This window comes from Vibrio breoganii, assembly GCF_024346795.1.
In the GTDB taxonomy this organism is placed as follows: Bacteria; Pseudomonadota; Gammaproteobacteria; order Enterobacterales; family Vibrionaceae; genus Vibrio; species Vibrio breoganii.
The window spans coordinates 1,213,203-1,238,987 of record NZ_AP024864.1 but is presented as its reverse complement, the minus strand read 5'-3'; the positions used below and the strand labels follow the sequence as shown (position 1 = coordinate 1,238,987).

Here is a 25,785-nt window from a genome sequence, read left to right as displayed (position 1 = left end):
TAATCGTCATTTTCTCGCGACACAATAGGCTTTTGAACCAAAGATTGTTCGGTTTCATCATTGAAAAGCCTCAAACGATATCAATACGAACGCTACGCTGTGCTCTGCCGGTTAGCCTATCCTCGCGTATTCAAACAAACCGCCTTTGGTTTCGACCCCAACGGTCAGCGCATTATTCGCAATGCCCAAGGCAATATCATGATGCGGGTGCTTTGGAACAAGCAACGTGAAGAAGTGGTGCTGGTGATAAAGGGCTCCCACAGTGTCAAAGACTGGTTGCTAAACCTTGGATTCTGGCACAAGAGCTGCAAAAATTTCGGCCTCGACTACTCCATCCACGCCGGCTTCCACTATCTCCTGTCTCAAGAAAGCCCTCCTTCTCACAGAGATGACAAGCTTGGGCTGTCGGTATTTGAGCGTGTTTTGGCCATCATTGAGCCACGTCTTGAAAGTGGATACCGCCTTGTTATCACCGGTCATTCATCGGGAGGTGCCATCGGCAGTGTCATTGGGGATTATGTTGAGCGTCATTACCCCAAAGCCATCAAGCGCATCGTTACCTTTGGCCAGCCTGCGGTGGGTTGCTGGCGCTTTAAAAAGCATTATCGACTGTCACATAAAACCTATCGCGTCTGCTGCGACCTAGACATAGTGACCTTTATGCCCTTAATTCCCCTCGCTTATTGGCATGTTGGAAAGTTGCTTTGGCTGTACAACGGGCGCATCTATGAAAATACGCCTACCTTCATTCGCTTAGGGCGCTCTCTAATCAGTTGGCTCATTCGCCCTTTCTCTTATCATTTAATGAGCAAGTACATCCGTAACAAGGATTTCTTTGACGAGCATTAGATCGCTCTCATCCACATCTACGTATTAACATTCACTAGCAAATCAGTGGGTGCGATCAGGATGAATGATAAAAAACGCGGGTTAATATGGTTTGGCAACGATTGCCGAATCAACGACAACAATCTACTCATTAGAGCCAATCATGAGGTAGAGGAGTTGATTTGCGTTTATCTGCCCTACTCTAAAATTACCAATTCAGAAGATGAGCACACTCCCGTTGCTAGGTCAGAGCACCTTGAACGTTTTGAACACGAATCTTTAAGCAACTTGGCGGACTCTCTCAGCCGGTACGGTCACAGACTATATACACCACACGATTTTCCCCAACTTTGCCAGATCATAGATACGCTGCAGATCAACACTCTATATCGAGCGTTTCACCCTGGTATGTATGAGCAAGAAGCGGAGAAAGCCATTGCTCAGACATTTCCACAGCTGACTGTGTGCAATGCCTATACAGGATCTTTGTTCCACCAAAGCCAACTTCCTTTTACGCCTGAGACGTTACCTGCAACCTTCACCCAATTTAGAAAGCGCGTAGAACATCTCACTATCGTCGAACCCCTGGAGCAACCTGTAACCTTACCCGCCCCCATTGGTATTGATTGCATGTCCGCCGAGCCTATCTTCATGACAGAGGCAACCTTTGGCAACTTTGTTGGCGGTGAGGATGCAGGACAGAATCACCTGTCTCACTACTTTTCGTCGCAGCTCCCGCACAGTTATAAGCTGGTCAGAAACCGACTAGATGGTTGGGATAACTCGACCAAATTTTCCCCATGGCTAGCTTCTGGCAACCTTTCAGCAAGACAAATCTGGCACAGCGTTATTCAATTTGAGCGCGACCACGGCGCGAATGATTCAAGTTACTGGATCAAATTTGAATTGCTTTGGAGAGAGTTTTTCCATTGGTACAGTGCATGGCATCAAGAAAAGTTGTTCCACTCTGGAGGCATAAGCAAAGAGCCACAGCTATGGGATGACGACGCAGCGACACTGGAGGCGTGGATCAACGGCGAGACGGGTTTTGATATCGTTGACGCCTGCATGAGACAGCTGAAAAACACGGGATTTATGTCAAACAGAGGCAGACAGTTGGTCGCCAGTTGTTTGATACACGAGCTTGGTTTGGATTGGCGCCTCGGTGCGTTGTATTTCGAACACAACTTAATTGACTATGACGTCGGCTCAAACTGGGGAAATTGGCAATACATTGCTGGTGTTGGCGCAGACGCCAAACCTGTCAGACGCTTCGACCTTGATAAGCAAACGCAGATGTATGACCCTTCGAGAGCCTTCATCAATCGTTGGCTAGATAAAGAGTGGCAAAAATGCGGATAATGATTGTAGGTGCAGGCGGTGGTATCGGTTCAGCCCTCCTTGAAAAATGCATGGAGGCCTTCCCTTTTGCTACCTTTGAGGCGACGTATCTGAGTAATAAGCCAGAGTTTGAAGCCGAACGGGTCTCATGGCATCGCCTTGACGTTACTGACGAAAGGCAGGTTGAAGAGCTGAGCCATCAGTTTTCCCAGATAGACTGGATCATCAACTGCGTTGGCCTTCTTCATTGCCAGCACCACGGCCCAGAAAAAAGCATCAAACAGCTCGATGCTGACTTCTTTATTGAAAACTTTCGCCGCAACACCTTGCCGACGTTACTTCTTGCTAAATACTTTCAAGACAAGCTTATGTCCAGCAACCAAACCGATGTCGCCAAATTTGTCACTTTGTCCGCCCGCGTAGGGAGCATCGAAGATAACCGATTGGGCGGATGGTACAGCTACCGAGCTTCAAAGAGCGCCCTTAATATGGCCCTTAAGAACCTGCGCAACGAATGGCAACGTAGTCACAAACCTATTGCAGTATTGGCCCTGCACCCTGGCACCACAGATACGCAGTTATCAGAACCTTTCCAAAGAAACCTACCCGAGGGTCAGTTAATGACACCAATGCAAACCGCACATTTGCTGCTCGAACAGATAGATGCGTTGGATGCGGATTCTTCAGGGACGTTTAAGGATTATGCGGGAGAGACAATTCCGTGGTAAACGTTGGCACTGGGTTCTGGGTTCTGGGTTCTGGGTTCTGGGTTCTGGGTTCTGGGTTCTGGGTTCTGGGTTCTGGGTTCTGGGTTCTTTAGTACTTTAGTCTTCAAAAGCATCATCCACCAGCAAAACGTCATTCCCGAAGTCTTTTATCGGGAATCTCTCAAGGCTCAACAAACTCAAATATAACAAAAGCTTGCCAACAATTTCTCAGTACGTCATTCTATATTCACAGTTAAAAATAGATTCGTAAACGCCCTCTTAAAGAGTATTTAAAGGAGCGGACATAAGGATATGTTAATGAAACACAAGATGAGACAAGGCTTTACCCTCATCGAACTGATTGTCGTAATTGTAATTCTAGGCTTACTGGCGGTAGTCGCAGCGCCACGATTTATTAATCTGCAATCAGACGCACGTATAGCGACGTTGGATGGTATCGATAGTGCATTGGATTCTGCGATAACTCAGGTCCAATCAAAGGCCTATATCGAAGGACTGACAGCAGAGCCCACAATACCTGATGATCAGAATGACTATATTATCGATTTTGGTTTTGGGTCAGTAGAAATTGATTGGGGAACACTCTGTCCTGAAAGTCGTGGTGAATCAGGTGATGCCCTTACCGTTATCGACTTTTTGACCTTAGATACGAGTATCGACGTTACCTACGAAATAGGAAATAGACACACGGTGATTGGTTTTGATTATCCATTTCAGGAAAGTGATTTAAACAGTAGGAACTACACCGACTCTGACCTCCCTGATGGCTGCTATGTCATCTATGATTCATTCGGTGGTCGCACTGGGAATAATCGAACCTGCCCTGAAGATGGCTGTATCTGCACGGTGAGAGTAGTCGATACTGAGTGCTAAACCATCTAAACGGCAATGCCTCTTATCGCACAAACCAAAGCCTTGCACCATCTGAGATTCCGGCTCAAGGCCGGAATGACGTTTAGAGCAGGATAGATATAAGAGATTGAGATATTGAGGCAAAGGTTGAAATACTCTCAACCCCGTCATTCCCGAAGTCTTTTATCGGGAATCTAAAGTCGCACTAGCCCAACCAATTACTCTTATGATCCTTCCTTCTTCACTTTCTTCCTACGACACCGCTCCGAGCAATAAAGCACTTCATCCCAACATCGCTCCCACTTCTTGCGCCAGACAAAAGGTAGGCCGCAGGAGCGGCATACCTTAGAGGGAAGGTCCTTTTTCGCTATCCGCTTACTCACAACTTCTTAATGTAAAGGTCTTTAGAGTAAATACGCCCTTCAGCATTGTGCTTGGGAACGCCGCCGACATTCGGTCGTACTAAGCGCGCTTGCATAAAGTAATAGATCGGAGCGATAGGCATATCTGTGGCTAGGATAGATTCAGCTTGGTCATACAGCGCGCTGCGCTTTGTCTCGTCTGTTTCGGTTTGCGCTTTATCCAGCACCGCGTCGTATTCAGGGTTTGCATAGAAGGCAAAGTTTCTGTCGTTGTCTGAGGTAAACAAGCTTAAGAAGGTTGAGGCCTCGTTATAATCCCCGCACCAAGAGGCGCGCAGTACATCAAACTCCCCGGCCTTGCGCGCGTCCAGATAAGACTTCCACTCTTGGTTCTCTAAGGTGACATTCACTCCTAATGTCTTATGCCACATAGAGGCGATGCCAACTGCGATGCTTTTGTGGCTCTCTGAGGTGTTATATAGAAGGTTAAGTGTGAGAGGGTTTGATTCGTCATAGCCCGCCTCCTTCATCAGCGCTGCTGCTTTTTCGTCACGCTCTTTTTGAGTTAAGTTCGCATAATCTGGCTTTGTCGCATTAAAGCCCGCTACGTCTTTGTGAGCAAAGGTATAGGCTGGAAGGTGACCGCTATTGGTGATGCCTGTAGTCACCACATCGCGCATGATGCTGTAAGACAAGGCTTGCCTGACCTTAGGGTCTTTAAGGGCTTCGCGCTGTGTATTAAACGCGTAGTAGTAAGTGCACAACAAAGGCGCTACTTGATACGCATCTGGAAGGTCTTTAGCCAGCTTGGTGGCCATTTGCGCCGGCACATCGGAGGTAATATCCACCTCTCCGCTACGATAACGATTATAAGCCGCCATTTGGCTTTCAAACGGGATATAGGTGACTTTATCTAATCGTGTATCCTTGCTATCCCAGTAATTTGGATTGCGCTTAAGCGTGATTTTTTCATTCACCACCCACTCGTCTATGACAAATGCCCCATTGGATACCAAGTTTCCTGGCCTTGCCCATGAATCAGGATTGGCCTCCACACTCGCTTTATGAATCGGCATCATAACGGTATGACCGGTCATCGCTAAAAAGTATGGCACTGGCTTAGATAAGGTGATCTTAAGAGTGTGGTCATCCAACGCTTCCACGCCGAGACTATCAGGAGACTTCTTCCCCTCAATAATATCTTCAGCATTGAGCATTTCGGTCAGCTTCAGATACCAAGCATTCGGTGATGCAGTGTTAGGGTCAACCGCTTTACGAAGGCTATAGACGAAATCGTCAGCCGTGACAGGGTCACCATTAGACCACTTGGCGTTCTTCCGAAGATAGAAGGTAAACTCTTGATTGTTTTCATTGTCCCAGCGCTCAGCGGCACCTGGAATGACGTTGCCATCGGCATCTTGAATAACCAAGCCCTCAAAAAGATCGCGAACCACGTGCATCTCTGGTAGCCCTTCCGCTTTAATTGGGTTTAGGGTGGCTACTTCGGCATCATTGGCGCGCACTAGCTCTTGGCTAGACGCAAGCGTTACATTTTGAGGCAATGGATTTGCCAACACTTGAGATGAAAATTGGCTAGCGATGAGTACTGAGGTCGCGAGTACGCTAAGTGAAGGCAGGGTCATGAAATATCCTTATCTGCGAAATAATCTACCGTGACTTCAATTGTTACATAACTCTTTGAAATTACGATACGAATAATTCTTTTGATATCACACTATTTACACCCGGTGCCCATTTCCCTTTAAAAACAGATCCACACAACTTTCAATGTAGGCTGCACGCTGTTCGGGGGTTTCACCACTATCCTCCCCCAAATTTGCCCAATACACAGCTCTACCATGAAACAGTAACAGCAATTGCATAGCGCCGTCCTCTGCTGATCCTTGAAGAGACAACTCACCTGCATCTACTTTTTTAAAGAGATAATTGCTCAACACCCGATTGGTCATTTTGGGGCCGGATTCAAGATAAAGCGCCGCTAGATCTGGATGCAATTCCAGTTGGCTAATGGCATTGCGAAAGGTTTGCTGCACCCCTTTATCCAACATCATATTTTGAAAGCGAACACCAAACTCAAGTAGCACATCCCTAACCGGAGCGTCGGTATTAAACGCGTTTTCATCAATACGGTTACTCACACACTTAGACTGTATGCAGGTTTCAAACAACACATCTTTGGTTTTGAAATGGGCATACACCGTTTGTTTTGAGACGTTAGCGGCCTTAGATATGGCATCCATACTCACCCCATAACCGTGCTCCGCAAACAACTTTCCTGCCGCTTGAAGAATTTGATCTCTTTTACGCTCACTTCTGCTAACCATGTCTTCTCTCAAATACTCAATATTTTTTACAAATATAACCCAATCAAACTGGACAGTCTAGTTTGATTGGGTTTTAATAGACTCATAAACGTTGCATCAAGGATGTCTGTCATGTTGTACACATCAAAATTCAAAGTCGTTTCACTATTGTCATTGTCAGTAGCGATCAGTGGCTGTTTTGATTCAAAGGCCCAACAAGAAGAGTACGTACAAACCGTCTCTGTTCAAACCTATACCCTTCAGCAAAGCGAGCAATATCAAGTAGAGCGCGAGTATGTAGGTACCGTTCAGGCAGGACAAAAAGCACGTCTTGGATTTGAGTTTGCAGGAAAAGTGTCCAGCATATTGGTCGATGTAGGGGATAAGGTCGACAGAGGTACTCCTCTAATCACCCTTGATACTCAGTTACTAGAGACCGAGGCTAGGCAGTTAAGAGCACAGCGAAATGAAATACGCGCCCAGTTAAACTTGGTGGATGCTAACCTCAAAAGGCAGCAGTCGCTCAAATCAAAAGGGTTTAGTGCTGAAGCGGAAATTGATGCGCTCAACAGCCAAAAAGGCGTGCTGCAAGCGAATACCGTCAGGCTCAACGCTGTCATTCAGGCAAACAGTCTTAAACAAACCAAGTCGACAATTAAGGCGCCCTACTCCGGTACGGTCAGCAGACGCCACGTTTCTCTCGGTGACGTTGTCAATGCCGGCTCCCCCACACTGACTCTACTATCAGAAAATGACAAAGAAGCCTTCATCGGCATCCCAACCATACAATTGCGTAAAGTCAGCCAGATATCCGACCCGAAGATTCGTATTGGCAAGAATCAGTATGACGCCAAGTTGATCAACCCTGGTGGAACTGTCGATCTTAACTCTCGCAGTATTGGTCTGCGCTACCTTCTGCCCGACACTGCGCGAGTACTGGATGGGCAACTTGCTTATCTGACCTGCACCGAGAACATCCCTGAAGCTGGCTTTTGGATTCCGAATACAGCATTAACTGATGGGATTCGCGGCGTATGGAACGTGTTTGTCCTAACCCAAGACAACGTTATTGAGCGACGCAGTATTCAGGTGCTATTTGCCGACAATGAGCAAGCGTATGTAGCGGGTGCTATCTCTGAGGGTGAGCGCATTGTTGAAAACGGACTTCACCGCGTCGTACCTGGTCAAGTCGTCTCACCTAAGCAGGGCTAAGGATAGAATATGAAACTTATCAATATCATATCCAACACCCGACTACTTGTGCTGATGACCGCATTTTTGTTGGTCAGTGGCTTCTCTGCGCTGAATACCTTGCCAAGAGCGGAAGATCCAGTCATCAGCAATCGCTTTGCCAACGTCACCACCACCTTCCCTGGTGCCAGTGCTGAGCGTGTTGAGGCGCTAGTAACCGAAGTGGTTGAGAACAAACTGCGTGAACTCAGTGAGGTAAAGCTGCTTTCATCGACATCTCGCCCCGGCGTTTCTATCATTACCATTGAACTTAACGATGACATTACCCAGCCGGACGCTATATGGTCCAAGGCCCGCGACAAACTCTCTGACGTCACCCCTTTTCTTCCAGACGGCACTTTAGCGCCAGAGCTTGATAGCGACCACACCTACGCCTTTACTCTTATCGCTTCACTCATTTGGCAAGGTGAAGGGGAAAGTGACCTACTGACTTTAGGTCGATATTCAAAAGAGCTAGCCTCACGTTTGCGCTCACTCTCCGGTACAGAGTTTGTTGACGAATATGGCATGCCACAAGAGGAGGTACTAGTCAGCCTTGATACCAACAGCGTGGTCGCCATGGGCGGCTCTAGTGCCAGCATCGCCGATAGCCTTGATGGGGCAGACGCAAAGAACTCAGCCGGTGAACTGGTCAACGGTAACTCACGCTTTGGTCTAGAAATCGCCTCTGATCTCGACTCCCTTGAACGCATCCGCCAAGTGCCTATCTCTATTGACGAACAAGGGCACATGGTGCGCCTTGGTGATATCGCTACGGTCGAGCGAACCCAAAAGACCCCTGCTGATGAAATCGCCGTGATAGATGGAGCGCCTGGCGTTATAGTCGCCGCACGCATGCAATCACATCTTCGCGTGGACAAGTGGACGCCTCGCGCAGAGGCCCTCATTGAGCAGTATCAAACAGAGCTACCGAGCAACATTAAGGTCAATATCCTCTTTAATCAGCAAGGGTATACCGAATCGCGACTATCGGAATTAAGCGGTAGCTTGCTGCTCGGTTTTAGCATTATCTTGGTGGTGCTGCTGCTCACACTCGGCTTTAGAGCTGCAATTATGGTGGCAATCGCTCTTCCTTTAACTTCTATGCTCACCTTGGTATTGATGAAGTTTACAGGAATCCCTATCAATCAGATGTCCGTCACAGGCCTGATTGTGGCATTGGGCATAATGGTCGATAACGCCGTAGTGATGGTGGATACTATTCAGACCTACCGACTGCAAGGTAAGGCGAAACTCGAATCAGCACTTAAGGCGATTGAACACCTTTGGGTGCCGTTATTAGGCTCCACTCTAACTACAGTTTTGGCCTTTGCACCTATCTTCTTAATGCCTGGCGCGAGTGGCGAATTCGTTGGTGCTATCGCCATTACGGTATCCTTCTCTCTAGTGGGTTCATACCTTATTTCTCACACTATCATTGCCGGGTTCGCCGCGCAGATATTACCGAGTCATACATCGTCGAATCGCTGGTATCAAACTGGGGTACATTTTCCTGCGCTCACTCTAGCTTTTTCTAAAACTGTGGCATTTGCCATTCACCGTCCGCTCATCGCCATTGCCTTGGTAATTACTGTTCCCATTGGCGGATACCTGAGTATGTCGCAATTGACAGAGCAGTTCTTCCCGCCATCAGACAGAGATATGTTTGAGGTGCAAGTGTACCTATCGCCTCAAGCGAGCATCTACGCCACCGAACAAGCCACAAAGAAAGTGGACGCCATCATTCGAGAATATGAGGGAGTCGAGCAAGTCAATTGGCTACTCGGGGCTAACTTCCCTTCTTTCTATTACAACCTGCAAGCCTCGCAAAGCAAAGCCCCCTACTTTGGGCAAGCGATGGTGAAGATGGATACCTTCCAGTCGGCGAACGATGCAATTCCAAAGCTGCAACGTCAGCTCAGCCAAAGCATACCCAACGCACAGATTTTAGTGCGCAAGTTAGAGCAAGGCCCTCCGTTCAAAGCGCCCATAGAGCTGCGCATTTACGGGGAAAACCTAGATAGACTGAAAATGATTGGCGAAGATATCAGACTGATATTGGCCAATACCAATCACGTCACCCACACCAGAGAGACATTACAACCGGGCACACCAAAGGTGTGGCTTGATGTAGATGAAGATACAGCAAAATTAAACAACCTAGCGTTAAGCGACTTTGCCGACCTTCTACAAGCGACCTTAGTGGGCAGAGAAAGTGGTAGCATCATTGAGGCGAGTGAATCTATTCCAGTGCGCGTGCGCGTGGGTGATTCGGATAGAGAAAATATTACTCACTTGAGTAATTTAAGACTGCCTGTTGTTTCTGAGATGTACACCACAGGCATCAGTATCTCGACAATTGCCGAGCTTAAGCTCACGCCAAGCCGTGGCGCAATCCCAAGGCGTGATGGACAGCGAGTGAATACCATTGAAGGCTATCTCGAATCTGGCGTTTTGCCACAAACCGTGCTCAATGACTTTCAAAAAGCGCTAGAGAGTTATTCTTTACCGACAGGCTATCGTATGGAGTTTGGCGGCGAATCAGCGGAGCGCGATGAGTCCGTTAACAGCTTGATTGCCAACCTGTCGATGGTGATCACCTTAATGATCTTGGTGGTCGTCATTTCCTTTAATTCATTTAGGTTAAGCGGAATCATCTTTGCCGTTGCCGGCCTTGCAGCAGGCCTTGGGATACTGTCGGTATTCCTCTTCGACTACCCGTTTGGCTTTACCGTTATTATCGCCATGCTCGGCATTGTCGGTTTAGCTATTAACGCCGCCATCGTCATACTAGCGGAGCTAAAAGCAAGCCCAGAAGCGTGCGCAGGCGACAAAGAGGCAATACTAACGGCTGTAATGAGTTGTACCAGGCACATAACCTCAACCACCATCACTACCGTGGGAGGCTTTACCCCTCTCATTATTGGTGGCGGAGGCTTCTGGCCCCCATTTGCGGTCGCCATCGCCGGAGGCACAACACTGACAACGCTTATTTCCTTCTACTTCGTGCCAGCAATGTTTAAGTTAATGGCGAAAAAACCGAAAGCAGAGTTGGTGACGTCGTCCTGATGAAAATCAGGATCTTAGAAAGTGCCAAAGGTCTGCTCTAGCAACTCCTAAGATACAGGATAAACACTCCGTGTTTTCCAGTATGACGCTACGTTTCGTTGAAAATGTGACGGAGTTAGACCGTCATCCTGATGAAAATCAGGATCTTAGTGAGTGCCAAAAGTCAGCTTTAGCAACCCCGAAGATACTGGATAAACACTGCGTATTTTCCAGTATGACGCTACGTTTCGTTGAAAATGTGCGGAGTTAGACCGTCATCCTGATGAAAATCAGGATCTTAGAAAGTGCCAAAGGTCAGTTTTAGCAACCCCTAAGATACTGGATAAACACTCCGTGTTTTCCAGTATGACGCTACGTTTCGTTGAAAATGTGCGGAGTTAGACCGTCATCCTGATGAAAATCAGGATCTTAGTGAGTGCCAAAGGTCAGCTTTAGCAACCCCCAAGATACTGGATAAACACTGCGTGTTTTCCAGTATGACGCTACGTTTCGTTGAAAATGTGACGGAGTTAGACCGTCATCCTGATGAAAATCAGGATCTTAGTGAGTGCCAAAGGCCAACTTTAGCACCCCCCAAGATACTGGATAAACACTCTGTGTTTTCCAGTATGACGCTACGTTTCGTTGAAAATGTGACGGGGATAGACCCTCATCCTGATGAAAATCAGGATCTTAGTGAGTGCCAAAGGCCAGCTTTAGCAACCCCTAAGATACTGGATAAACACTGCGTGTTTTCCAGTATGACGATGTGCGCCACAAATATGACGAGTCCAGAACGTCATCCTGATGAAAATCAGGATCTTAGAAAATGCCAAAAGTCAGCTTTAGCACCCCCCAAGATACTGGATAAACACTGCGTGTTTTCCAGTATGACGGCATTACTCCTTTATCCCGCCCCACCACCCAAATGTTACAAATAAATCTAAATTGTTAACGATGATCACTACAGAAAGCTAAAAAAGCACCAATGCAAACGATTATCCACTAGACATTGAGATTTATCCTTTTATGCTATGTGCTGCTTACCTTTAATTACAATTACTCACAAGAGGTCAGCAAACCCAAGAAAAGCGTTTAAGCCAGCGTCTTATAACTTATAAAAACCCTGGGAGCGGCTTTCTCATCCCAGTTATATGGATATATTATGCAAAACACATTCATCGCCCGTATGGCCAAGGGTAACCTTGTCCTGCAAATCTTAGTCGGTATCGTTGCCGGCGCCCTTTTAGCCGTTGCTTCTCCTTCTGCCGCCACCAGCGCAGGACTACTAGGTAGTCTGTTTGTTGGTGCTCTAAAGGCCGTTGCTCCTATTTTGGTATTTATCTTGGTGGCAGCCTCTATTGCCAACCAGAAGAAAAACCAACATACCTACATGCGTCCGATCGTCATCCTGTATTTAATTGGTACCTTTTTAGCTGCGATCACCGCTGTTCTACTTAGCTTTGCATTCCCAACGACGCTAACCCTAGTTGACAGTGCAACAGGTGCGACACCTCCTCAAGGGATTGCAGAAGTTCTACACACGCTTCTATTTAAGATCGTCGACAACCCAGTACACGCTCTAATGGATGCTAACTACATTGGTATTCTTGCTTGGGGTATCGGTCTAGGTCTTGCGCTTCACCACGCTTCTGACACAACGAAAGCGGTTTTTGAAGACCTTAGCCACGGCGTATCACAAATTGTTCGCTTTATTATCCGCCTAGCCCCATTTGGTATCTTCGGTTTGGTTGCTGCAACGTTTGCAACAACAGGCTTTAGTGCACTTCTTGGCTATGCAAACCTACTGTTTGTTCTACTAAGTGCAATGGCAATCATCGCGCTAGTGGTTAACCCAATCATTGTTTGGGTTAAAACTAAGCAAAACCCATACCCGCTAGTACTTCAGTGTCTACGTGAAAGTGGTGTTACTGCGTTCTTCACCCGTTCAAGTGCAGCGAACATTCCAGTCAACATGGCACTGTGTGAGAAACTAAAACTAGACGAAGATACTTACTCTGTATCTATCCCACTAGGCGCAACCATCAACATGGGTGGCGCAGCAATCACAATCACAGTACTAACGCTTGCAGCAGTGCATACGCTAGGCATTGAAGTAGATATCCTATCGGCTATCCTACTTAGCCTTATCGCTGCAGTTTCTGCATGTGGTGCATCAGGTGTTGCGGGCGGTTCACTACTGCTTATTCCTCTAGCATGTAGCCTATTTGGTATTCCAAACGAAGTGGCAATGCAGGTTGTTGCGGTGGGCTTCATCATCGGCGTAATCCAAGATTCTGCTGAAACAGCCCTAAACAGCTCAACAGACGTAGTATTCACTGCTGCAGTGTGTCGCGCTGAACACGCTAAAGGACAAGTTTAACCAATCACAGCGCTAATGCTGAGTTAGCACGCTTTATTGGATTAAGTGATTGAAAGTCTGATTTTGATACTCTATCAAAGTCAGGCTTTTTACTTTTATAGGTAGTACGTCAATCATAAAAGTAAAATGCCTAAAGTGAGTATTAGGAGCGAGGGTGCCCTCTCGACACTACCTTAGAAAGAAGGCTATTTTTGATTTTGTGCTCTAGCAAAGAAAAGTGAATCCCTCTAATCGCTCCTTCCAATTTCCAAAGCAAGTTAATGCTCAGATCTAAGCCGTAGATTTGTTGTAGCCTTTTAAAAGACTCACTTGATCCTGCTTGCTTTAACTCTGCAATATCAATAATGCCTACTCTCGCCAGCATTCTCTCAATACTGAGCTGTAGGTTAGGTAAGTCTCGAATTCGGTCATGACAATTGCATTTGATCTTATCTTGCTTCGCAATCTCAATGGATCGAAAAAACAGCAATTGAACTCGAGCTCTCTCCTGTGCATGCATGTCAGTAATGTCGTAGTACTGGACCTTGGCACAGCCTATTCGTTTTTGATATTGATACTGTTCGCATCCCCAATCAATGAGCTCTTCTGTGAGCGTTTGACCTCCTCTTAAGAACGCCTTGTTATCATCGACCAGTAAAAACATGGCATCGTTAACAAAATAGCCCGTCCCTCCAAACATAGGACGTGTACAAAGTCCTTCAAAGCGTTCAATATCATCAATTACAGCCTTAATTCCATTTATAGCCACAACACAATTCTCCTTAGTTCCATCTCACTACCGTACGTAAATACACAAAGAATGCTTATGCAAACGGTACCTTATAATTTTTGCGGGCAGGCATACGGTTGTCGAGTAAACGCTAGTATTATTGCAATGATGAAAAGGACTACTTGCTGCGAGCTAGATCGCACCCAACATTCACACAAGAAATTGTATTATTTGAAAAAATTCATGGCTAAAGAGAACAATAGTTATTCGTCTCTTGAATAAGCTTGGTGTAAGCTAGTCCATCTTCGAAAGGATTCATGCAAGGTCAGATAATTCACTTGCATATAAACATTAAGAGCCCCAGCAACATATGTTTTCAGGATTATTATTCATTTTCATACCCCTTATTGTTGGGTATCTGATTTCAGTCAAAAACTCCCGTATTCTCGATAAGATCAATCAATTCTGCTCGCACACTGTGTTATTCATCCTATTCCTTATGGGTCTGAGTATTGCGGGGATGGATAACCTTGGCGGCAACATCAAGCAGATTCTGACTGTCACCGCATGCTTTTTTGTCAGCATGAGTGTATTCAACTTATTCGCTCTACCCTTCATCGATGCGAAGTTGCCGCTGGCGGTTGATGGAAAGCAAAATAAATTGCCATTGCTACAAATGGCATCAGAGTCATTAAAGTTGGTCGTTGTGGTCGCTCTTGGGGTCATTATCGGTCTGGTTTTTCCAGGCTATTGGTCGTGGGTGCATGCGGCGAGTGAGTGGACCTTGTTTGTACTGCTGTTCTTAATTGGTATCCAGCTTAGAAACAGTGGCCTGACGCTTCGTGAAATTATCATCAACAAACACGGACTTATCATCGCAGGCGTTATTGTCATTACATCATGGCTAGGCGGTATTGTTTCGGCTCTGTTATTGGACTTACCCCTTAGTCAGGGACTGGCTATGGCGTCTGGCTTTGGCTGGTACTCATTAACTGGCATCCTGATCACCGATAATTACGGGCCTTTGTATGGCAGTGCCTCTCTAATCGTCGAGTTATTAAGAGAATTAGTAGCGCTTATCTTCATTCCCATGCTAATAAAAACTCGCCCTTGCACTGCCATTGGTTACGCAGGTGCTACTGCTATGGATTTTACCTTGCCAGTAATACAACAAACCGGCGGAATTCGCTGTGTACCTGTTGCTATCGTGAGCGGTTTTATCCTTAGTCTGCTTGTTCCTATCTTGATCCTGACCTTTTCGGGATTGGGAATGTAAAGATAAGGCGCGATCGCTCACATTCAATCATTGAACGCTTTGGTAATTGATATGAGATTTGCTAGATTAGCCACACTACACTCGTAGGGTCTATCAACCTAGGGAATAATAAGATGAACAAAACGCTGGTTTTACTGTTGTCAGCCTTGCCAACTTTTGCATTTGCAGCAAACACGGAATGTCAGATCGAAAAATACGACACCTACATCGATGCCTCAATCAACTGGTATCAAGATCTTGCCACTATGACGAGTCAAGATTCACCAGAGCTTAAAGAAGTGAGTGAGTGGTTCCTAGAGGGCCGTAAAAAGCACTTTGAATTAAATCGTGCTGCTGTACATACCTTTTTAGAGTCTCAACCGAACAAAGTCTCTACTGAATTAGACGTTGAGTCCTGGTTACAGCTCTCCCAAAGCGATATTAAAGAACTAGCCACTCGTGATGATGAATTAGGCAACATCGCTAAACAAAGCTTCGAATATCGTCAAGCGAAGTCACACCCACAGAACTATGAATTCCGCTCAGCTCTTGCTGATCTACTCAGTCATCCAAACAAGATCCAAGGCGCTCTCGATTCATATAACCAGTCAATTCAAGACGTTGTCGCAATGGACTGTAAATCTTAGTCACTCATTGACTCTGTTTATAAAAGCAACACATAAAAAATAATGCGAGACTTTGCTTCATTTATTTATTACATTGTCTCGCAATTTCAGCAATACAAACGCATTCAATATGGTTTCACAGGATAAAACAGCGAAAGTTGATTTCGAAAGCTTACTCAGAATATTTACTGTCCCGGAAGGGCCAGAATCTACACTGACTCAAATCGAAGACAGGCTTTCACTAAACCTGAATGAATTCCTAAAAGAGCATATCGTTGCTGAGGAAAAGCCTCTTCGAGAAATCGAGAAAGACTTCAATGATTCCCTGTTGCCTGAGTCACCAACTTTCGTCTCAGAGCACACTCAGCACTTGCTAGACACTCTAGTGTCTCACTCTGTACACACCTCATCGCCAAGCTTTATTGGCCATATGACGTCAGCACTGCCTTATTTCTTGATGCCACTATCAAAGATCATGATTGCGCTGAATCAAAACTTGGTGAAAATCGAAACCTCCAAAGCCTTCACGCCATTAGAGCGTCAAGTCTTGGGTATGTTGCATAACCTAATTTATGCACAGGACGATGACTTCTACGCAAAATGGATGCATAGCGCACAGCACTCCCTTGGCGCATTTTGCTCTGGCGGGACCATCGCGAACATCACCGCTTTATGGGTGGCAAGAAACAATGCGTTCCCTGCCGACGGTGACTTTAAAGGCATCGAGCAACAAGGTATTTTCAAGGCGCTTAAGCACTATGAGTATGAAGGCATTGCAATCCTTGTATCCGAGCGTGGCCACTATTCACTGAAGAAAGCCGCCGACGTTTTGGGTATTGGCAGAGAAAGCCTGATTGCCGTCAAGACTAATGAGAACAACAAGATCTGTCTCGATGATTTAGAGGCGAAACTGGTTGAGCTTGAATCAAACCGCATTAAAACCATCGCAGTCGTCGGGATAGCCGGTACCACAGAAACCGGTAACATTGATCCGCTAGAAGATATCGCCAAGCAATGCCAAAAGCACCAATGTCACTTCCATGTTGATGCTGCATGGGGCGGCGCGACCCTGATGTCTAATAAACACCGTCACCTGCTTGCGGGCATTGAACTTGCCGATTCTGTCACCATTGATGCGCACAAACAGCTGTACATCCCAATGGGCGCTGGCATGGTTCTGTTTAAAGACCCTCACGCCATGGCAAGTGTTGAGCATCACGCGGCCTACATTCTGCGAAAAGGTTCAAAAGACCTTGGTAGCCATTCCCTTGAGGGCTCTCGCTCGGGTATGGCCATGCTGGTGTACTCAAGCATGCACATTATCAGCCGACCAGGGTATGAGTTGTTAATCAATGAAGGTCTAGACAAGGCGCAATACTTTGCAGATTTAGTCAGTCAGCAGGACGATTTTGAGCTAATCACCGACCCTGAGTTATGTTTGCTCACGTATCGATATATCCCAGCGCGTGTTCGTTTGGCACTAGAAAAGGCCAGCGGCAAGAATAAGCACAAGCTAAACGAATTACTGAATGGTTTGACGCAATTTATCCAGAAGCGTCAACGTGAAAATGGTTTGTCATTTGTATCGCGCACTACACTCACGCCAAAGCAATGGGATAGCATGACCACTATCGTCTTTAGAGTGGTATTAGCAAACCCATTGACCACACACGATATACTCAACAGTGTTCTCAATGAACAGCGTGAGATCGCTAAGATGGCGCCATCGCTAAACAAACAGATAGATGCCCTCGTCAGCACTATCGAATCTGAGTTGTAATTTTTTTACTCACAAATTAAATAGCCGCTAAATATTGCACAATTTGGTGGCTAAATACGGGTAATTTACGGCTTCAAGTTTGAAGTTTGTCATATTCTAACGCATTACTTGTCATTAAATTTCGGTTTTGTTACACCGCTAGAACATAACGGTATATACTGATTTCATTCGTTTTTTCGCGCCCGTCGGTCTCATTATTGAGTTCACGCATTCAAATTATTCAATAAGCCAACTTCATGAATACTTTAGAAAAAGTACAAAAAAATTTAGAGAACTTCAGTAAGTCCGAAAGAAAGGTTGCTGAAGTAATAATGGCTAACCCCCAAACGGCAATTCACTCGAGTATCGCAACTTTAGCCAAGCTGGCTGATGTCAGCGAGCCAACAGTGAACCGTTTTTGCCGTCGTTTAGACACCAAAGGGTTTCCAGATTTTAAATTACACTTGGCGCAAAGCCTAGCGAATGGCACTCCCTACGTTAGCCGAAACGTTGAAGAAAACGATGGCCCTGATGCCTACACTCATAAGATTTTTGAGTCGACCATGGCCTGCCTTGATGTGGCAAAAAACAGTTTAGATGCGCAACAAGTCAACCGAGCTGTCGACTTACTCACTCAAGCAAAGCGTATCTCATTTTACGGACAAGGCGCCTCTTCTGCTGTTGCAAAAGATGCTCAAAACAAATTTATTCGCTTCAATATCCCAATTACCTGCTTTGACGATCCTGTTATGCAGCGCATGAGCTGTATCAATAGTACTGACAATGACGTGGTAGTTTTAATTTCTCACACAGGCAGAACCAAAAGCCTGATCGAAATTGCGCACCTAGCCCGAGACAATGGCGCAACGGTTATTGCCATAACATCAAAGAACTCTCCACTGGATAAAGCAGCGTCCCTGACTATCACCCTAGATATATCAGAAGATACCGATGTGTACATGCCAATGGCGAGCCGTGTCGTTCAAATGACGATCATCGATGTATTGGCTACTGGCTTTACATTGCGACGTGGTAGTAGCTTCAGAGACAACCTAAAACGCGTAAAAGAAGCACTGCGTGAGTCGCGCTTCGGTAAAGACGAACAGTTTTAATTCCAAGACAATCATAAAAAATGCGCGATTTATCGCGCATTTTTTATCTCAGCAAGACTCAAACCATTTCCGGTAAATCGTCACCCTGCTCTCTTCTGTCCTGCCTATTATCTTGTCTATGGTCACAGGCACACACTTGATTTAACACCTCAACCAATCGGTCCTGAGTTAGCGGCAATGGATTTCCCTTAATTGCCACAGATTTCAAGGCATCCTCTGCAATTGAATCGAACGACACGTCGCATATTCCATAGTGGGACAAGGTCGGCAACTCGAGCTTATCCAACATGCTATTGACCCAATGTATGCCATCATCCATATGCGCGTCATCATTCTCCGTAACAAACTGAGCAATCTTACGGTAACGCGTCAGAAGATCGTTGCGCCCACTTTGTTTAGCCGCTCGCATGTTCTCATTCATTACAAAAGGAGCCAGTCTGGCGGTGATTACGCTGTGGGGTGCTCTGATCTTGCCTCCCAAAGCAGAAGCTAAGCCATGAGCCGCACCTAGTTTTGCATTGGTAATCGCCATTCCACCCAACATGGCGGCAAATGAGAGATCCGAACGTGCTCTTGGGTTGTCTTGACGACATCCAGCAATAATAGAGCGGGCTAAGCGCCTAAGGCCTTCTTCACAAATCATATCGGTCAACGGATTTGGCTCTCCGCAGACATAGGCTTCCATTAGATGAGTAAATGCGTCCATGGCACCTCGCCCAGACGTCTGAGGATCAGTGCCGTAGGTTAGTGTAGGATCCACTATGGCAACGTTAGGCAGCATCTCCGGACTGCGAAGGCTTACTTTTACCTTGTCTTGGCCTGATTTTAGTACGGCATTTTTAGTGACTTCCGCGCCTGTACTGGCTGTCGTTGGAATGGCAATCATAGGAAGAGGGGCCGCTTTAATTGGCACATTTCGCCCCACTACTTCCACATAGTCGTACAGATCCCCATTATTAGTCACCATTGCTGCTAGCGCTTTCCCCATATCAATCACGCTGCCTCCGCCAATAGCCACCACCATATCTGGCTTGAAGCGGCGCGCAACAACAGCGGACTCCTCGACCATAGTAATATTGGGTTCGTTGCTCACGGAAATATGTTGATAGCGCATTGACTGGCTTTTTAGATAACGGGTAATCATTTGCGAGCGAGAGAGATCCTTCCCTGTCACTAGCAAAACGCTATAACCAAATTGATTAAGGATTGAGAGCGATGATTGAAGAGCCCCCTCGCCGAATACGATCCTTGATGTAGTCATAAACTGAAACATAGAAACATCCTCTGTTAGTCTCTAGGGTAAGCATTAGCATGCACCCTAATGGGCACTAATTTATTGATTTACTTCAATCAAATTTTTCATAAAGACCTACAAACAGTTTACATTACATATCAGATCACACTTCGTTTGATATCTAGTTTTGATTAAACCGTCACCGCTTAGTTTTGATAGGTGCTTCCTATCACAGTAACAGGTAATTTATTCTTTATTTCAGTGAAGGGTTGAGGCATAGTTTCTGCAACGGAAAAGGAGAATTTTATGTTTGTAGTTATTTTTGGTCGTCCAGGCTGCCCATTCTGCGTTCGCGCAAAAGACATTGCTGAAGAGCTTAAAGAGAAGCGTGAAGATTTTAACTATCGTTACGTTGATATCCATGCAGAAAGCATTTCGAAAGCAGACCTAGAGAAGACTGTTGGTAAACCTGTAGAAACAGTACCTCAGATCTTTATCGACCAAGACCACGTTGGTGGTTGCACAGAATTTGAAGCTTACGCGAAAGAGAACCTAGAGCTTTACGCTTAAGTAAATTGGCTTAATTAACAAGCTAAAGTACACATTAATCCCCAATAACTGTTATTCAGATATTGGGGATTTTTTTGTGTGCAAAAAACAACCTTACCGCTTGCATTGCAAACAATTTCAGTACGATTTTTTCTCTGGATAATTTTTGATAGGCAAAAATGGAAAGTTACTTTCCAGCACATGATCCACGTGCTATTTATTCCAATTAACCTCTACAAAACAACAACTTAATCACCAAATGTGCATATTTAATGCAATTTACGGTCATTGATGTGATGCCTTCATCCCTGTATACCTAACTGCGTTCATACTAAAAATACTATATACAGACACAACTATGACTACTCAAAAAAACATCTTAGGCCATCCGCGCGGCCTATTTCTCCTATTTAGCACCGAGCTATGGGAACGATTCTCTTATTACGCAATGCGTGCCATCCTTGTTCTTTATCTTACAGACACCACGCTTAACGGCGGTCTTGGTTGGAGCACTAAGGAAGCACTTGATCTTTACGGTATCTATACTGGCCTAGTTTATATTACTCCTCTTATTGGTGGCTGGATTGCAGATAACTTCTTAGGACAACGTAAGTCCGTTCTTATTGGTGGTGTGTTAATGGCCCTCGGCCAATTTTCATTAGCACTGCCTAACCATGCGTTTGGACTTGATATTCATACCACTTTCTATTTTGGTCTAACGCTACTTATCCTAGGTAACGGTCTATTTAAACCAAACATTTCTACTATGGTTGGCGACCTTTATGAAGAAGGTGATAACCGTCGTGATGGTGCATTTACCATCTTCTACATGGGCATCAACCTTGGCGCGCTTATCGCAGGTGTTGTTGCCGGTAGTGTGGCTAACTCTTACGGTTGGAATGCAGGCTTTCTTGTAGCGGGCATCGGTATGGTACTGAGTGTGGTACTTCAGGTAAGCCTTGGCCATTCTTGGTTAGGCAAAATCGGTACTGTTCCTGCCGCTAAACTTGCGCAGCAAAGAAACAGCAACAAGCAGAAAGCACCGTTGACTAAACAAGAAACTGATCGCTTGAAAGTTATCATGGTACTGGGTCTATTCGTTATCGTGTTCTGGGCAGGTTTTGAACAAGCTGGCGGCTTGATGAACATCTACACCCAGCAATACACTGACCGCATGTTAGGTAGCTTTGAAGTCCCTGCAGCTTGGTTCCAATCGCTAAACCCGTTCTTCATCATGCTACTAGCGCCATTGTTGGCTGCGATATGGGTGAAACTTGGTAAACGTGAGCCGAGCTCGCCAGTGAAATTTGCTCTAGCGCTGTTCTTCCTAGCAGTAGGCTTCTTATTCATGGTAGGCGCAGTGCTTCAACAAGGTGGTGATGAGACCGTGAAGACCTCAATGTTTTGGTTGGTCGGCGCGTTCTTCTTCCATACCTTAGGTGAGCTGTGTATCTCTCCAATTGGCCTTTCTATGGTGACCAAACTGGCTCCGCTTCGCCTAGCATCATTGCTAATGGGTGCGTGGTTTGGTTTCAACGCCATTGCGAACTACGTAGCGGGCTTCATTGGCTCTCACGTAGGCGACTACGGCGCTATGTCTATCTTTGGTGGCATTGCTGTAGCGGCAACCGTTTCGGGCATTATTCTACTGTTCATGTCGAACACGCTAGTTAAATGGATGCACGGTGCGGAAAGCAAGCCGGACACTACAGAAGATAAAGTGCACGACGCACAAACTCTTCCTGCATAATTGATAACGTCTAAGGGTCGCATTTAGCGACCCTTTTTTATCGAAAGACCCATCGGGCGCTAAGCAGATAATTGCTCACTAGGCCCGCCGCAACACCGCACACGAACGCAATAACATGAGTAATGGGGTTTTCCCCAAGAAAAAGCAGTAAGCCTTTAAACACCATCAGGTTAGGCAGCATTGAGATGCAAGCAGAAAGAAAGAAACGCTTCCATTGACCAAAGCGATCTGAGGTACTCTTGAATGTATATAAGCGATTACCGAGCCAAGTCGTGGTGGCAGCGACAATGAATGAAAGTACTCTCGATAACATGGTGGGTAAGCCAAACCCGTAAACCAATATCGAAAATACTAAAATATCCACCACAAAACCTACGGCGCCGACTTTAGCAAAACGCAAAAAGCGTCCGTTTTTCATTCCATACCTTTATATAAATTCGTATTAATGTGAACAAATCATCTTGGTTTAAGCGTCAAATAACACTAAGATGACCGACTTTTGCTGATTCGACTTGCCCTATAATGATCGCTAAGCACACCTATGAAACTTGATACTAGTCCAGTTACACAACATATCTTTCGCGACCACTGTTTTTATTTAAAACGCGATGACCAACTACATCAACATTTTTCTGGCAATAAAGCTAGAAAATTCATGCGGTTGTTACAAGATGACTATGCTGGCATTGATACCCTTATCGGTTACGGTTCCATACAAGCCAACTCTCTCTACTCTTTGGCTGCGCTGTGTAAAATCAAAAAATGGAAGCTGGAGTTCTACGTTCAGCGCATTCCGCAGTGGCTTAAAGACAACCCTCGAGGCAACTACCGAGGCGCTCTCGAACTTGGCGCTAATATCATAGAATGTGACAGCGCCTTCTCAGAAGGTATTCATCCTGCTGATTACATTCGAGACGTCAGACAACCAGAGGTAAATTGTCTGGTGATCCCCGAAGGCGGGCGCTCTTACCTGTCAGAAGAAGGCATTAAAGGGCTAGCGAGCGAATTACTCACTTGGACTCGCTATCGCCCCAATCAAAAATTTGCTATCGCCCTTCCCTCTGGCACTGGCACGACCGCGTTCTATCTACACAAACACCTCAAGCAACATGAAATCCCAGTGCTCACCTGCGCCTGTGTGGGTGGCAACGAGTATCTTCACTCTCAATGGCAAGAACTCGGTGGCAAGGACTTTCCTACCGTATTGTCTGCTAATTACAAGCATCACTTTGGCAAGTTGTATGAAAGTGAATTCCGCATTTGGCAGAAACTAGAGAAAATCACCAACGTCGAGTTTGACCTTTTGTACGACCCTTATATGTGGAATTGCCTACTGCCATGGATGGACGAAAATCCAGACATCAATGTACTGTATGTTCACCAAGGTGGCATTTTGGGCAATGAAACCATGCTACCTAGATACTTACGTAAGTTCGACGTTCAACCCGCTTAAAGAGTCGTGAGATAGGTCGCAGAATCGCAATAAGATAGCGGCCTATTGACACTAAATCACCGTCCTTTCCTCGCAATTTGTTACATTTAGCGCGTTTATCACTCTTTTGGCGTGGAGCGCACAATGAGAACATCAATCAAACCAATTTCACTGGCCGTTTTAGGTGGCATGCTAGCAATGGCTGGCCCTGCTATGGCAGACACAATCAAGCTTCGTATTATCGAAACGACCGACATTCATACCAACGTAATGGACTATGACTACTACAAAGATTCTCCATCACAGAAAATCGGTCTTGCTCGTGCTGCAACTCTAGTAAAAGAAGCGCGCGCCGAAGTAAACAACAGTGTATTGGTTGACAATGGTGACCTGATCCAAGGCAGCCCAATGGGTGACTACATGGCTTCAAAAGGCATCAAAATGGGTGAAGTACACCCTGTCTACAAGGCTATGAACCAGCTTGATTACGATGTGGGTAACATCGGCAACCACGAATTCAACTACGGCCTTGAGTTTCTATTTGAAACCATCAACGATGCCAAATTCCCTTACATCAGTGCCAACGTGTTTGACAAAAAAACCGGCGAGCACCTGTTTAAGCCCTACATCATCAAAGAGCATACCTTTACTGACGTAGACGGCGAGTCTCACAAGGTAAAAGTGGGCTACATCGGCTTCGTACCACCGCAAATCATGGTATGGGACAAGAAGAACCTAGAAGGCCGTGTTTACGCGGAAGACATCAAAGAAACCGCTGAAAAGATGGTCCCTCAGATGAAGAAAGAAGGCGCTGATATCATTGTCGCGATCCCTCACTCTGGCGTATCTCAAGACCCGTACAAACAAGGCGCAGAAAACTCCACATACTACCTATCAGAAGTTGAAGGTATTGATGCTATCGCCTTTGGCCACTCTCACGCAGTATTCCCAGGCAAAGGCTTTGATAACATCCAAGGCATCGATAACGAGAAAGGTACAATCAACGGTGTAACCGCTGTTATGCCAGGTCGCTGGGGCAGCCACGTGGGTGTTATGGACTTAACTCTGGCACAAAAAGACGGCAAATGGGTAGTGACTGACGGTCAATCTGAAGCGCGCCCAATCTTTGATACGGCGAACAACAAATCTTTAGCTGAACCTGATGCGGGCATTGTGAAAGCACTAGAAGAAGATCATAAAGGCACGCGTGAGTTTGTTAACCAACCTATTGGTAAAGCAAACGATGTGATGTACAGTTTCCTTGCACTTGTACAAGACGATCCAACCATTCAGATTGTTAACCTTGCACAAAAAGATTACGTTGAGCGCTTTATTCAAGGTGACCCTGATCTAGACGGAACGCCTGTACTTTCAGCGGCTGCACCATTTAAAGTAGGCGGCCGCAAGAACGATCCTGCTAACTTCACTGAGGTAGAATCAGGCCAGCTGACCTTCCGCAATGCAGCTGACTTGTACCTATACCCGAATACGCTAGTAGCGCTTAAGGTAACAGGTAACGAAGTAAAAGAGTGGCTTGAATGTAGCGCCGGTCAATTCAACCAAATCGATGTGAACAGCACCGAGCCGCAAGGTCTTATCGACTGGGATAACTTCAGAACGTATAACTTTGACGTGATTGATGGCGTTGAATACCAAATCGATGTAACTCAGCCTGCTAAGTACGACGCAAGCTGTAAGGTGATCAACCCAGAGTCTGAGCGTATTGTTGGCCTAACCTACCAAGGTAAAGCAATCGATATGAAGCAAGACTTCATCATCGCCACCAACAACTACCGTGCCTACAGCAACAGCTTCCCAGGCACAGGCCCTGACTTCATCGCATTCGACTCACCAGATGAAAACCGCACTATCGTTGCGAACTACATCTCACAAGTAAGTGCAGACAAAGGCGAAGTAACCCCAAGCGCAGACAACAACTGGCGTTTTGCTCCGGTTAAGACCGACACCAAACTGGATGTACGCTTTGAAACCTCACCAAGTGAAAAAGCAGCGCAGTTCATCAAGGACAAGGGCCAATACCCTATGAAGCAAGTTGCTACTGATGAAAGTGGGTTTGCTTTGTATCAGATTGATCTTACTAAGTAGGGTTAGTTTGAAGGGAAAGTAGTCGAACAATCGTCATTCTGGAAGCGACTTTGTCGCTATCCAGAATCTTGGGAGGTACATTACTTAGGTTTATGTGGTCCGAGATTCAGCTGAGACAGTGGGTCTTCGAACGCACAATACGTAGTTTTGAACTACC

At 45.9% G+C, this 25,785-nt stretch carries 21 protein-coding genes; 15 read left to right on the top strand and 6 right to left on the bottom strand.

Going from position 1 to position 25,785, the window contains the following annotated elements; translation table 11 throughout:
- Positions 1-60 precede the first annotated feature (60 nt).
- The 4 genes from OCU35_RS05815 (at position 61) to OCU35_RS05800 (ending at position 3,770) form a co-directional block, all read left to right on the top strand.
- Complete coding sequence (locus OCU35_RS05815) at positions 61-849, top strand: lipase family protein (protein ID WP_198598441.1); 789 nt, start codon at positions 61-63, stop codon at positions 847-849.
- Positions 850-909: 60 nt separating this feature from the next.
- Positions 910-2,190: a DASH family cryptochrome gene (locus tag OCU35_RS05810; RefSeq protein WP_261825830.1), complete on the top strand. Its 1,281-nt coding sequence runs from the start codon at positions 910-912 to the stop codon at positions 2,188-2,190.
- On the top strand, positions 2,181-2,897 hold the full coding sequence (locus tag OCU35_RS05805) for an SDR family oxidoreductase (protein ID WP_017028492.1): 717 nt from the start codon (positions 2,181-2,183) through the stop codon (positions 2,895-2,897). The genes OCU35_RS05810 and OCU35_RS05805 overlap by 10 nt, the downstream gene beginning before the upstream one ends.
- A 297-nt stretch (positions 2,898-3,194) precedes the next feature.
- Positions 3,195-3,770, top strand: a complete 576-nt coding sequence (locus OCU35_RS05800; protein WP_261825829.1) for a prepilin-type N-terminal cleavage/methylation domain-containing protein — start codon at positions 3,195-3,197, stop codon at positions 3,768-3,770.
- Positions 3,771-3,973: 203 nt separating this feature from the next.
- Here OCU35_RS05800 and OCU35_RS05795 read toward each other — a convergent pair whose 3' ends face one another.
- From OCU35_RS05795 to OCU35_RS05785, 3 genes are all read right to left on the bottom strand, one after another.
- Positions 3,974-4,120, bottom strand: a complete 147-nt coding sequence (locus OCU35_RS05795) for a DUF2256 domain-containing protein (RefSeq protein ID WP_198589104.1) — start codon at positions 4,118-4,120, stop codon at positions 3,974-3,976.
- 8 nt (positions 4,121-4,128) lie between these two features.
- A complete protein-coding gene (locus tag OCU35_RS05790) occupies positions 4,129-5,754 on the bottom strand; it encodes a peptide ABC transporter substrate-binding protein (RefSeq protein WP_261825828.1) in 1,626 nt (541 codons plus the stop codon).
- Between the two features lie 96 nt (positions 5,755-5,850).
- Positions 5,851-6,456 (bottom strand): TetR/AcrR family transcriptional regulator, encoded by a 606-nt coding sequence (locus OCU35_RS05785; RefSeq protein WP_261825827.1) that lies wholly within the window; start codon positions 6,454-6,456, stop codon positions 5,851-5,853.
- A gap of 111 nt (positions 6,457-6,567) precedes the next feature.
- Between OCU35_RS05785 and OCU35_RS05780 the strand changes: the two genes are divergently transcribed.
- The 3 genes from OCU35_RS05780 to sstT all read left to right on the top strand — a co-directional run bounded on the left by OCU35_RS05780 (position 6,568) and on the right by sstT (position 13,096).
- Positions 6,568-7,647 (top strand): efflux RND transporter periplasmic adaptor subunit, encoded by a 1,080-nt coding sequence (locus OCU35_RS05780; protein ID WP_261825826.1) that lies wholly within the window; start codon positions 6,568-6,570, stop codon positions 7,645-7,647.
- A gap of 9 nt (positions 7,648-7,656) precedes the next feature.
- The gene (locus tag OCU35_RS05775; RefSeq protein WP_261825825.1) at positions 7,657-10,734 is read left to right on the top strand and encodes an efflux RND transporter permease subunit; all 3,078 of its coding nucleotides are present in this window, start codon (positions 7,657-7,659) and stop codon (positions 10,732-10,734) included.
- A 1,144-nt stretch (positions 10,735-11,878) separates the two neighbouring features.
- Positions 11,879-13,096: a serine/threonine transporter SstT gene (gene sstT / locus OCU35_RS05770; RefSeq protein WP_102490178.1), complete on the top strand. Its 1,218-nt coding sequence runs from the start codon at positions 11,879-11,881 to the stop codon at positions 13,094-13,096.
- Between the two features lie 142 nt (positions 13,097-13,238).
- Here sstT and OCU35_RS05765 read toward each other — a convergent pair whose 3' ends face one another.
- Positions 13,239-13,844, bottom strand: coding sequence for a TfoX/Sxy family DNA transformation protein (locus tag OCU35_RS05765; protein ID WP_241901888.1), 606 nt, complete (start codon positions 13,842-13,844; stop codon positions 13,239-13,241).
- A 331-nt stretch (positions 13,845-14,175) separates the two neighbouring features.
- On the opposite strand from OCU35_RS05765, the gene OCU35_RS05760 reads away from it, so the two are divergent.
- From OCU35_RS05760 to OCU35_RS05745, 4 genes are all read left to right on the top strand, one after another.
- A complete protein-coding gene (locus OCU35_RS05760; RefSeq protein ID WP_261825824.1) occupies positions 14,176-15,081 on the top strand; it encodes a lysine exporter LysO family protein in 906 nt (301 codons plus the stop codon).
- Between the two features lie 113 nt (positions 15,082-15,194).
- Entirely contained in the window at positions 15,195-15,707 is a 513-nt protein-coding gene (locus OCU35_RS05755) for a hypothetical protein (RefSeq protein WP_017028796.1), read from the top strand.
- A gap of 109 nt (positions 15,708-15,816) precedes the next feature.
- Complete coding sequence (panP, locus tag OCU35_RS05750) at positions 15,817-17,466, top strand: pyridoxal-dependent aspartate 1-decarboxylase PanP (protein WP_261825823.1); 1,650 nt, start codon at positions 15,817-15,819, stop codon at positions 17,464-17,466.
- 236 nt (positions 17,467-17,702) lie between these two features.
- Positions 17,703-18,557 (top strand): MurR/RpiR family transcriptional regulator, encoded by an 855-nt coding sequence (locus OCU35_RS05745; protein WP_017028798.1) that lies wholly within the window; start codon positions 17,703-17,705, stop codon positions 18,555-18,557.
- Positions 18,558-18,615: 58 nt separating this feature from the next.
- On the opposite strand, the gene OCU35_RS05740 is transcribed toward OCU35_RS05745, so the two are convergent.
- Positions 18,616-19,830: an iron-containing alcohol dehydrogenase gene (locus OCU35_RS05740; RefSeq protein ID WP_261825822.1), complete on the bottom strand. Its 1,215-nt coding sequence runs from the start codon at positions 19,828-19,830 to the stop codon at positions 18,616-18,618.
- Between the two features lie 267 nt (positions 19,831-20,097).
- Between OCU35_RS05740 and OCU35_RS05735 the strand changes: the two genes are divergently transcribed.
- Both OCU35_RS05735 and OCU35_RS05730 read left to right on the top strand, forming a co-directional pair.
- The gene (locus OCU35_RS05735) at positions 20,098-20,361 is read left to right on the top strand and encodes a GrxA family glutaredoxin (protein WP_261825821.1); all 264 of its coding nucleotides are present in this window, start codon (positions 20,098-20,100) and stop codon (positions 20,359-20,361) included.
- Between the two features lie 337 nt (positions 20,362-20,698).
- A complete protein-coding gene (locus tag OCU35_RS05730; protein ID WP_017028801.1) occupies positions 20,699-22,090 on the top strand; it encodes a peptide MFS transporter in 1,392 nt (463 codons plus the stop codon).
- A gap of 37 nt (positions 22,091-22,127) precedes the next feature.
- Here OCU35_RS05730 and OCU35_RS05725 read toward each other — a convergent pair whose 3' ends face one another.
- Positions 22,128-22,508, bottom strand: a complete 381-nt coding sequence (locus OCU35_RS05725) for a GtrA family protein (RefSeq protein ID WP_065209951.1) — start codon at positions 22,506-22,508, stop codon at positions 22,128-22,130.
- Between the two features lie 123 nt (positions 22,509-22,631).
- Between OCU35_RS05725 and OCU35_RS05720 the strand changes: the two genes are divergently transcribed.
- Together OCU35_RS05720 and cpdB are read left to right on the top strand one after the other, a co-directional pair.
- A complete protein-coding gene (locus tag OCU35_RS05720; protein WP_017030503.1) occupies positions 22,632-23,543 on the top strand; it encodes a 1-aminocyclopropane-1-carboxylate deaminase/D-cysteine desulfhydrase in 912 nt (303 codons plus the stop codon).
- Positions 23,544-23,666: 123 nt separating this feature from the next.
- Complete coding sequence (gene cpdB, locus OCU35_RS05715) at positions 23,667-25,628, top strand: 2',3'-cyclic-nucleotide 2'-phosphodiesterase (protein ID WP_102455054.1); 1,962 nt, start codon at positions 23,667-23,669, stop codon at positions 25,626-25,628.
- The last annotated feature ends 157 nt before the right edge of the window (positions 25,629-25,785 follow it).

Coding starts and splice junctions, on each gene's coding strand:
- OCU35_RS05810 (WP_261825830.1), top strand. CDS start 910: ATGAATGATAAAAAACGCGGGTTAATATGGTTTGGCAACGATTGCCGA.
- OCU35_RS05805 (WP_017028492.1), top strand. CDS start 2,181: ATGCGGATAATGATTGTAGGTGCAGGCGGTGGTATCGGTTCAGCCCTC.
- OCU35_RS05800 (WP_261825829.1), top strand. CDS start 3,195: ATGAAACACAAGATGAGACAAGGCTTTACCCTCATCGAACTGATTGTC.
- OCU35_RS05790 (WP_261825828.1), bottom strand. CDS start 5,754: ATGACCCTGCCTTCACTTAGCGTACTCGCGACCTCAGTACTCATCGCT.
- OCU35_RS05785 (WP_261825827.1), bottom strand. CDS start 6,456: ATGGTTAGCAGAAGTGAGCGTAAAAGAGATCAAATTCTTCAAGCGGCA.
- OCU35_RS05780 (WP_261825826.1), top strand. CDS start 6,568: ATGTTGTACACATCAAAATTCAAAGTCGTTTCACTATTGTCATTGTCA.
- OCU35_RS05775 (WP_261825825.1), top strand. CDS start 7,657: ATGAAACTTATCAATATCATATCCAACACCCGACTACTTGTGCTGATG.
- sstT (WP_102490178.1), top strand. CDS start 11,879: ATGCAAAACACATTCATCGCCCGTATGGCCAAGGGTAACCTTGTCCTG.
- OCU35_RS05760 (WP_261825824.1), top strand. CDS start 14,176: ATGTTTTCAGGATTATTATTCATTTTCATACCCCTTATTGTTGGGTAT.
- OCU35_RS05755 (WP_017028796.1), top strand. CDS start 15,195: ATGAACAAAACGCTGGTTTTACTGTTGTCAGCCTTGCCAACTTTTGCA.
- panP (WP_261825823.1), top strand. CDS start 15,817: ATGGTTTCACAGGATAAAACAGCGAAAGTTGATTTCGAAAGCTTACTC.
- OCU35_RS05745 (WP_017028798.1), top strand. CDS start 17,703: ATGAATACTTTAGAAAAAGTACAAAAAAATTTAGAGAACTTCAGTAAG.
- OCU35_RS05740 (WP_261825822.1), bottom strand. CDS start 19,830: ATGTTTCAGTTTATGACTACATCAAGGATCGTATTCGGCGAGGGGGCT.
- OCU35_RS05735 (WP_261825821.1), top strand. CDS start 20,098: ATGTTTGTAGTTATTTTTGGTCGTCCAGGCTGCCCATTCTGCGTTCGC.
- OCU35_RS05730 (WP_017028801.1), top strand. CDS start 20,699: ATGACTACTCAAAAAAACATCTTAGGCCATCCGCGCGGCCTATTTCTC.
- OCU35_RS05725 (WP_065209951.1), bottom strand. CDS start 22,508: ATGAAAAACGGACGCTTTTTGCGTTTTGCTAAAGTCGGCGCCGTAGGT.
- OCU35_RS05720 (WP_017030503.1), top strand. CDS start 22,632: ATGAAACTTGATACTAGTCCAGTTACACAACATATCTTTCGCGACCAC.
- cpdB (WP_102455054.1), top strand. CDS start 23,667: ATGAGAACATCAATCAAACCAATTTCACTGGCCGTTTTAGGTGGCATG.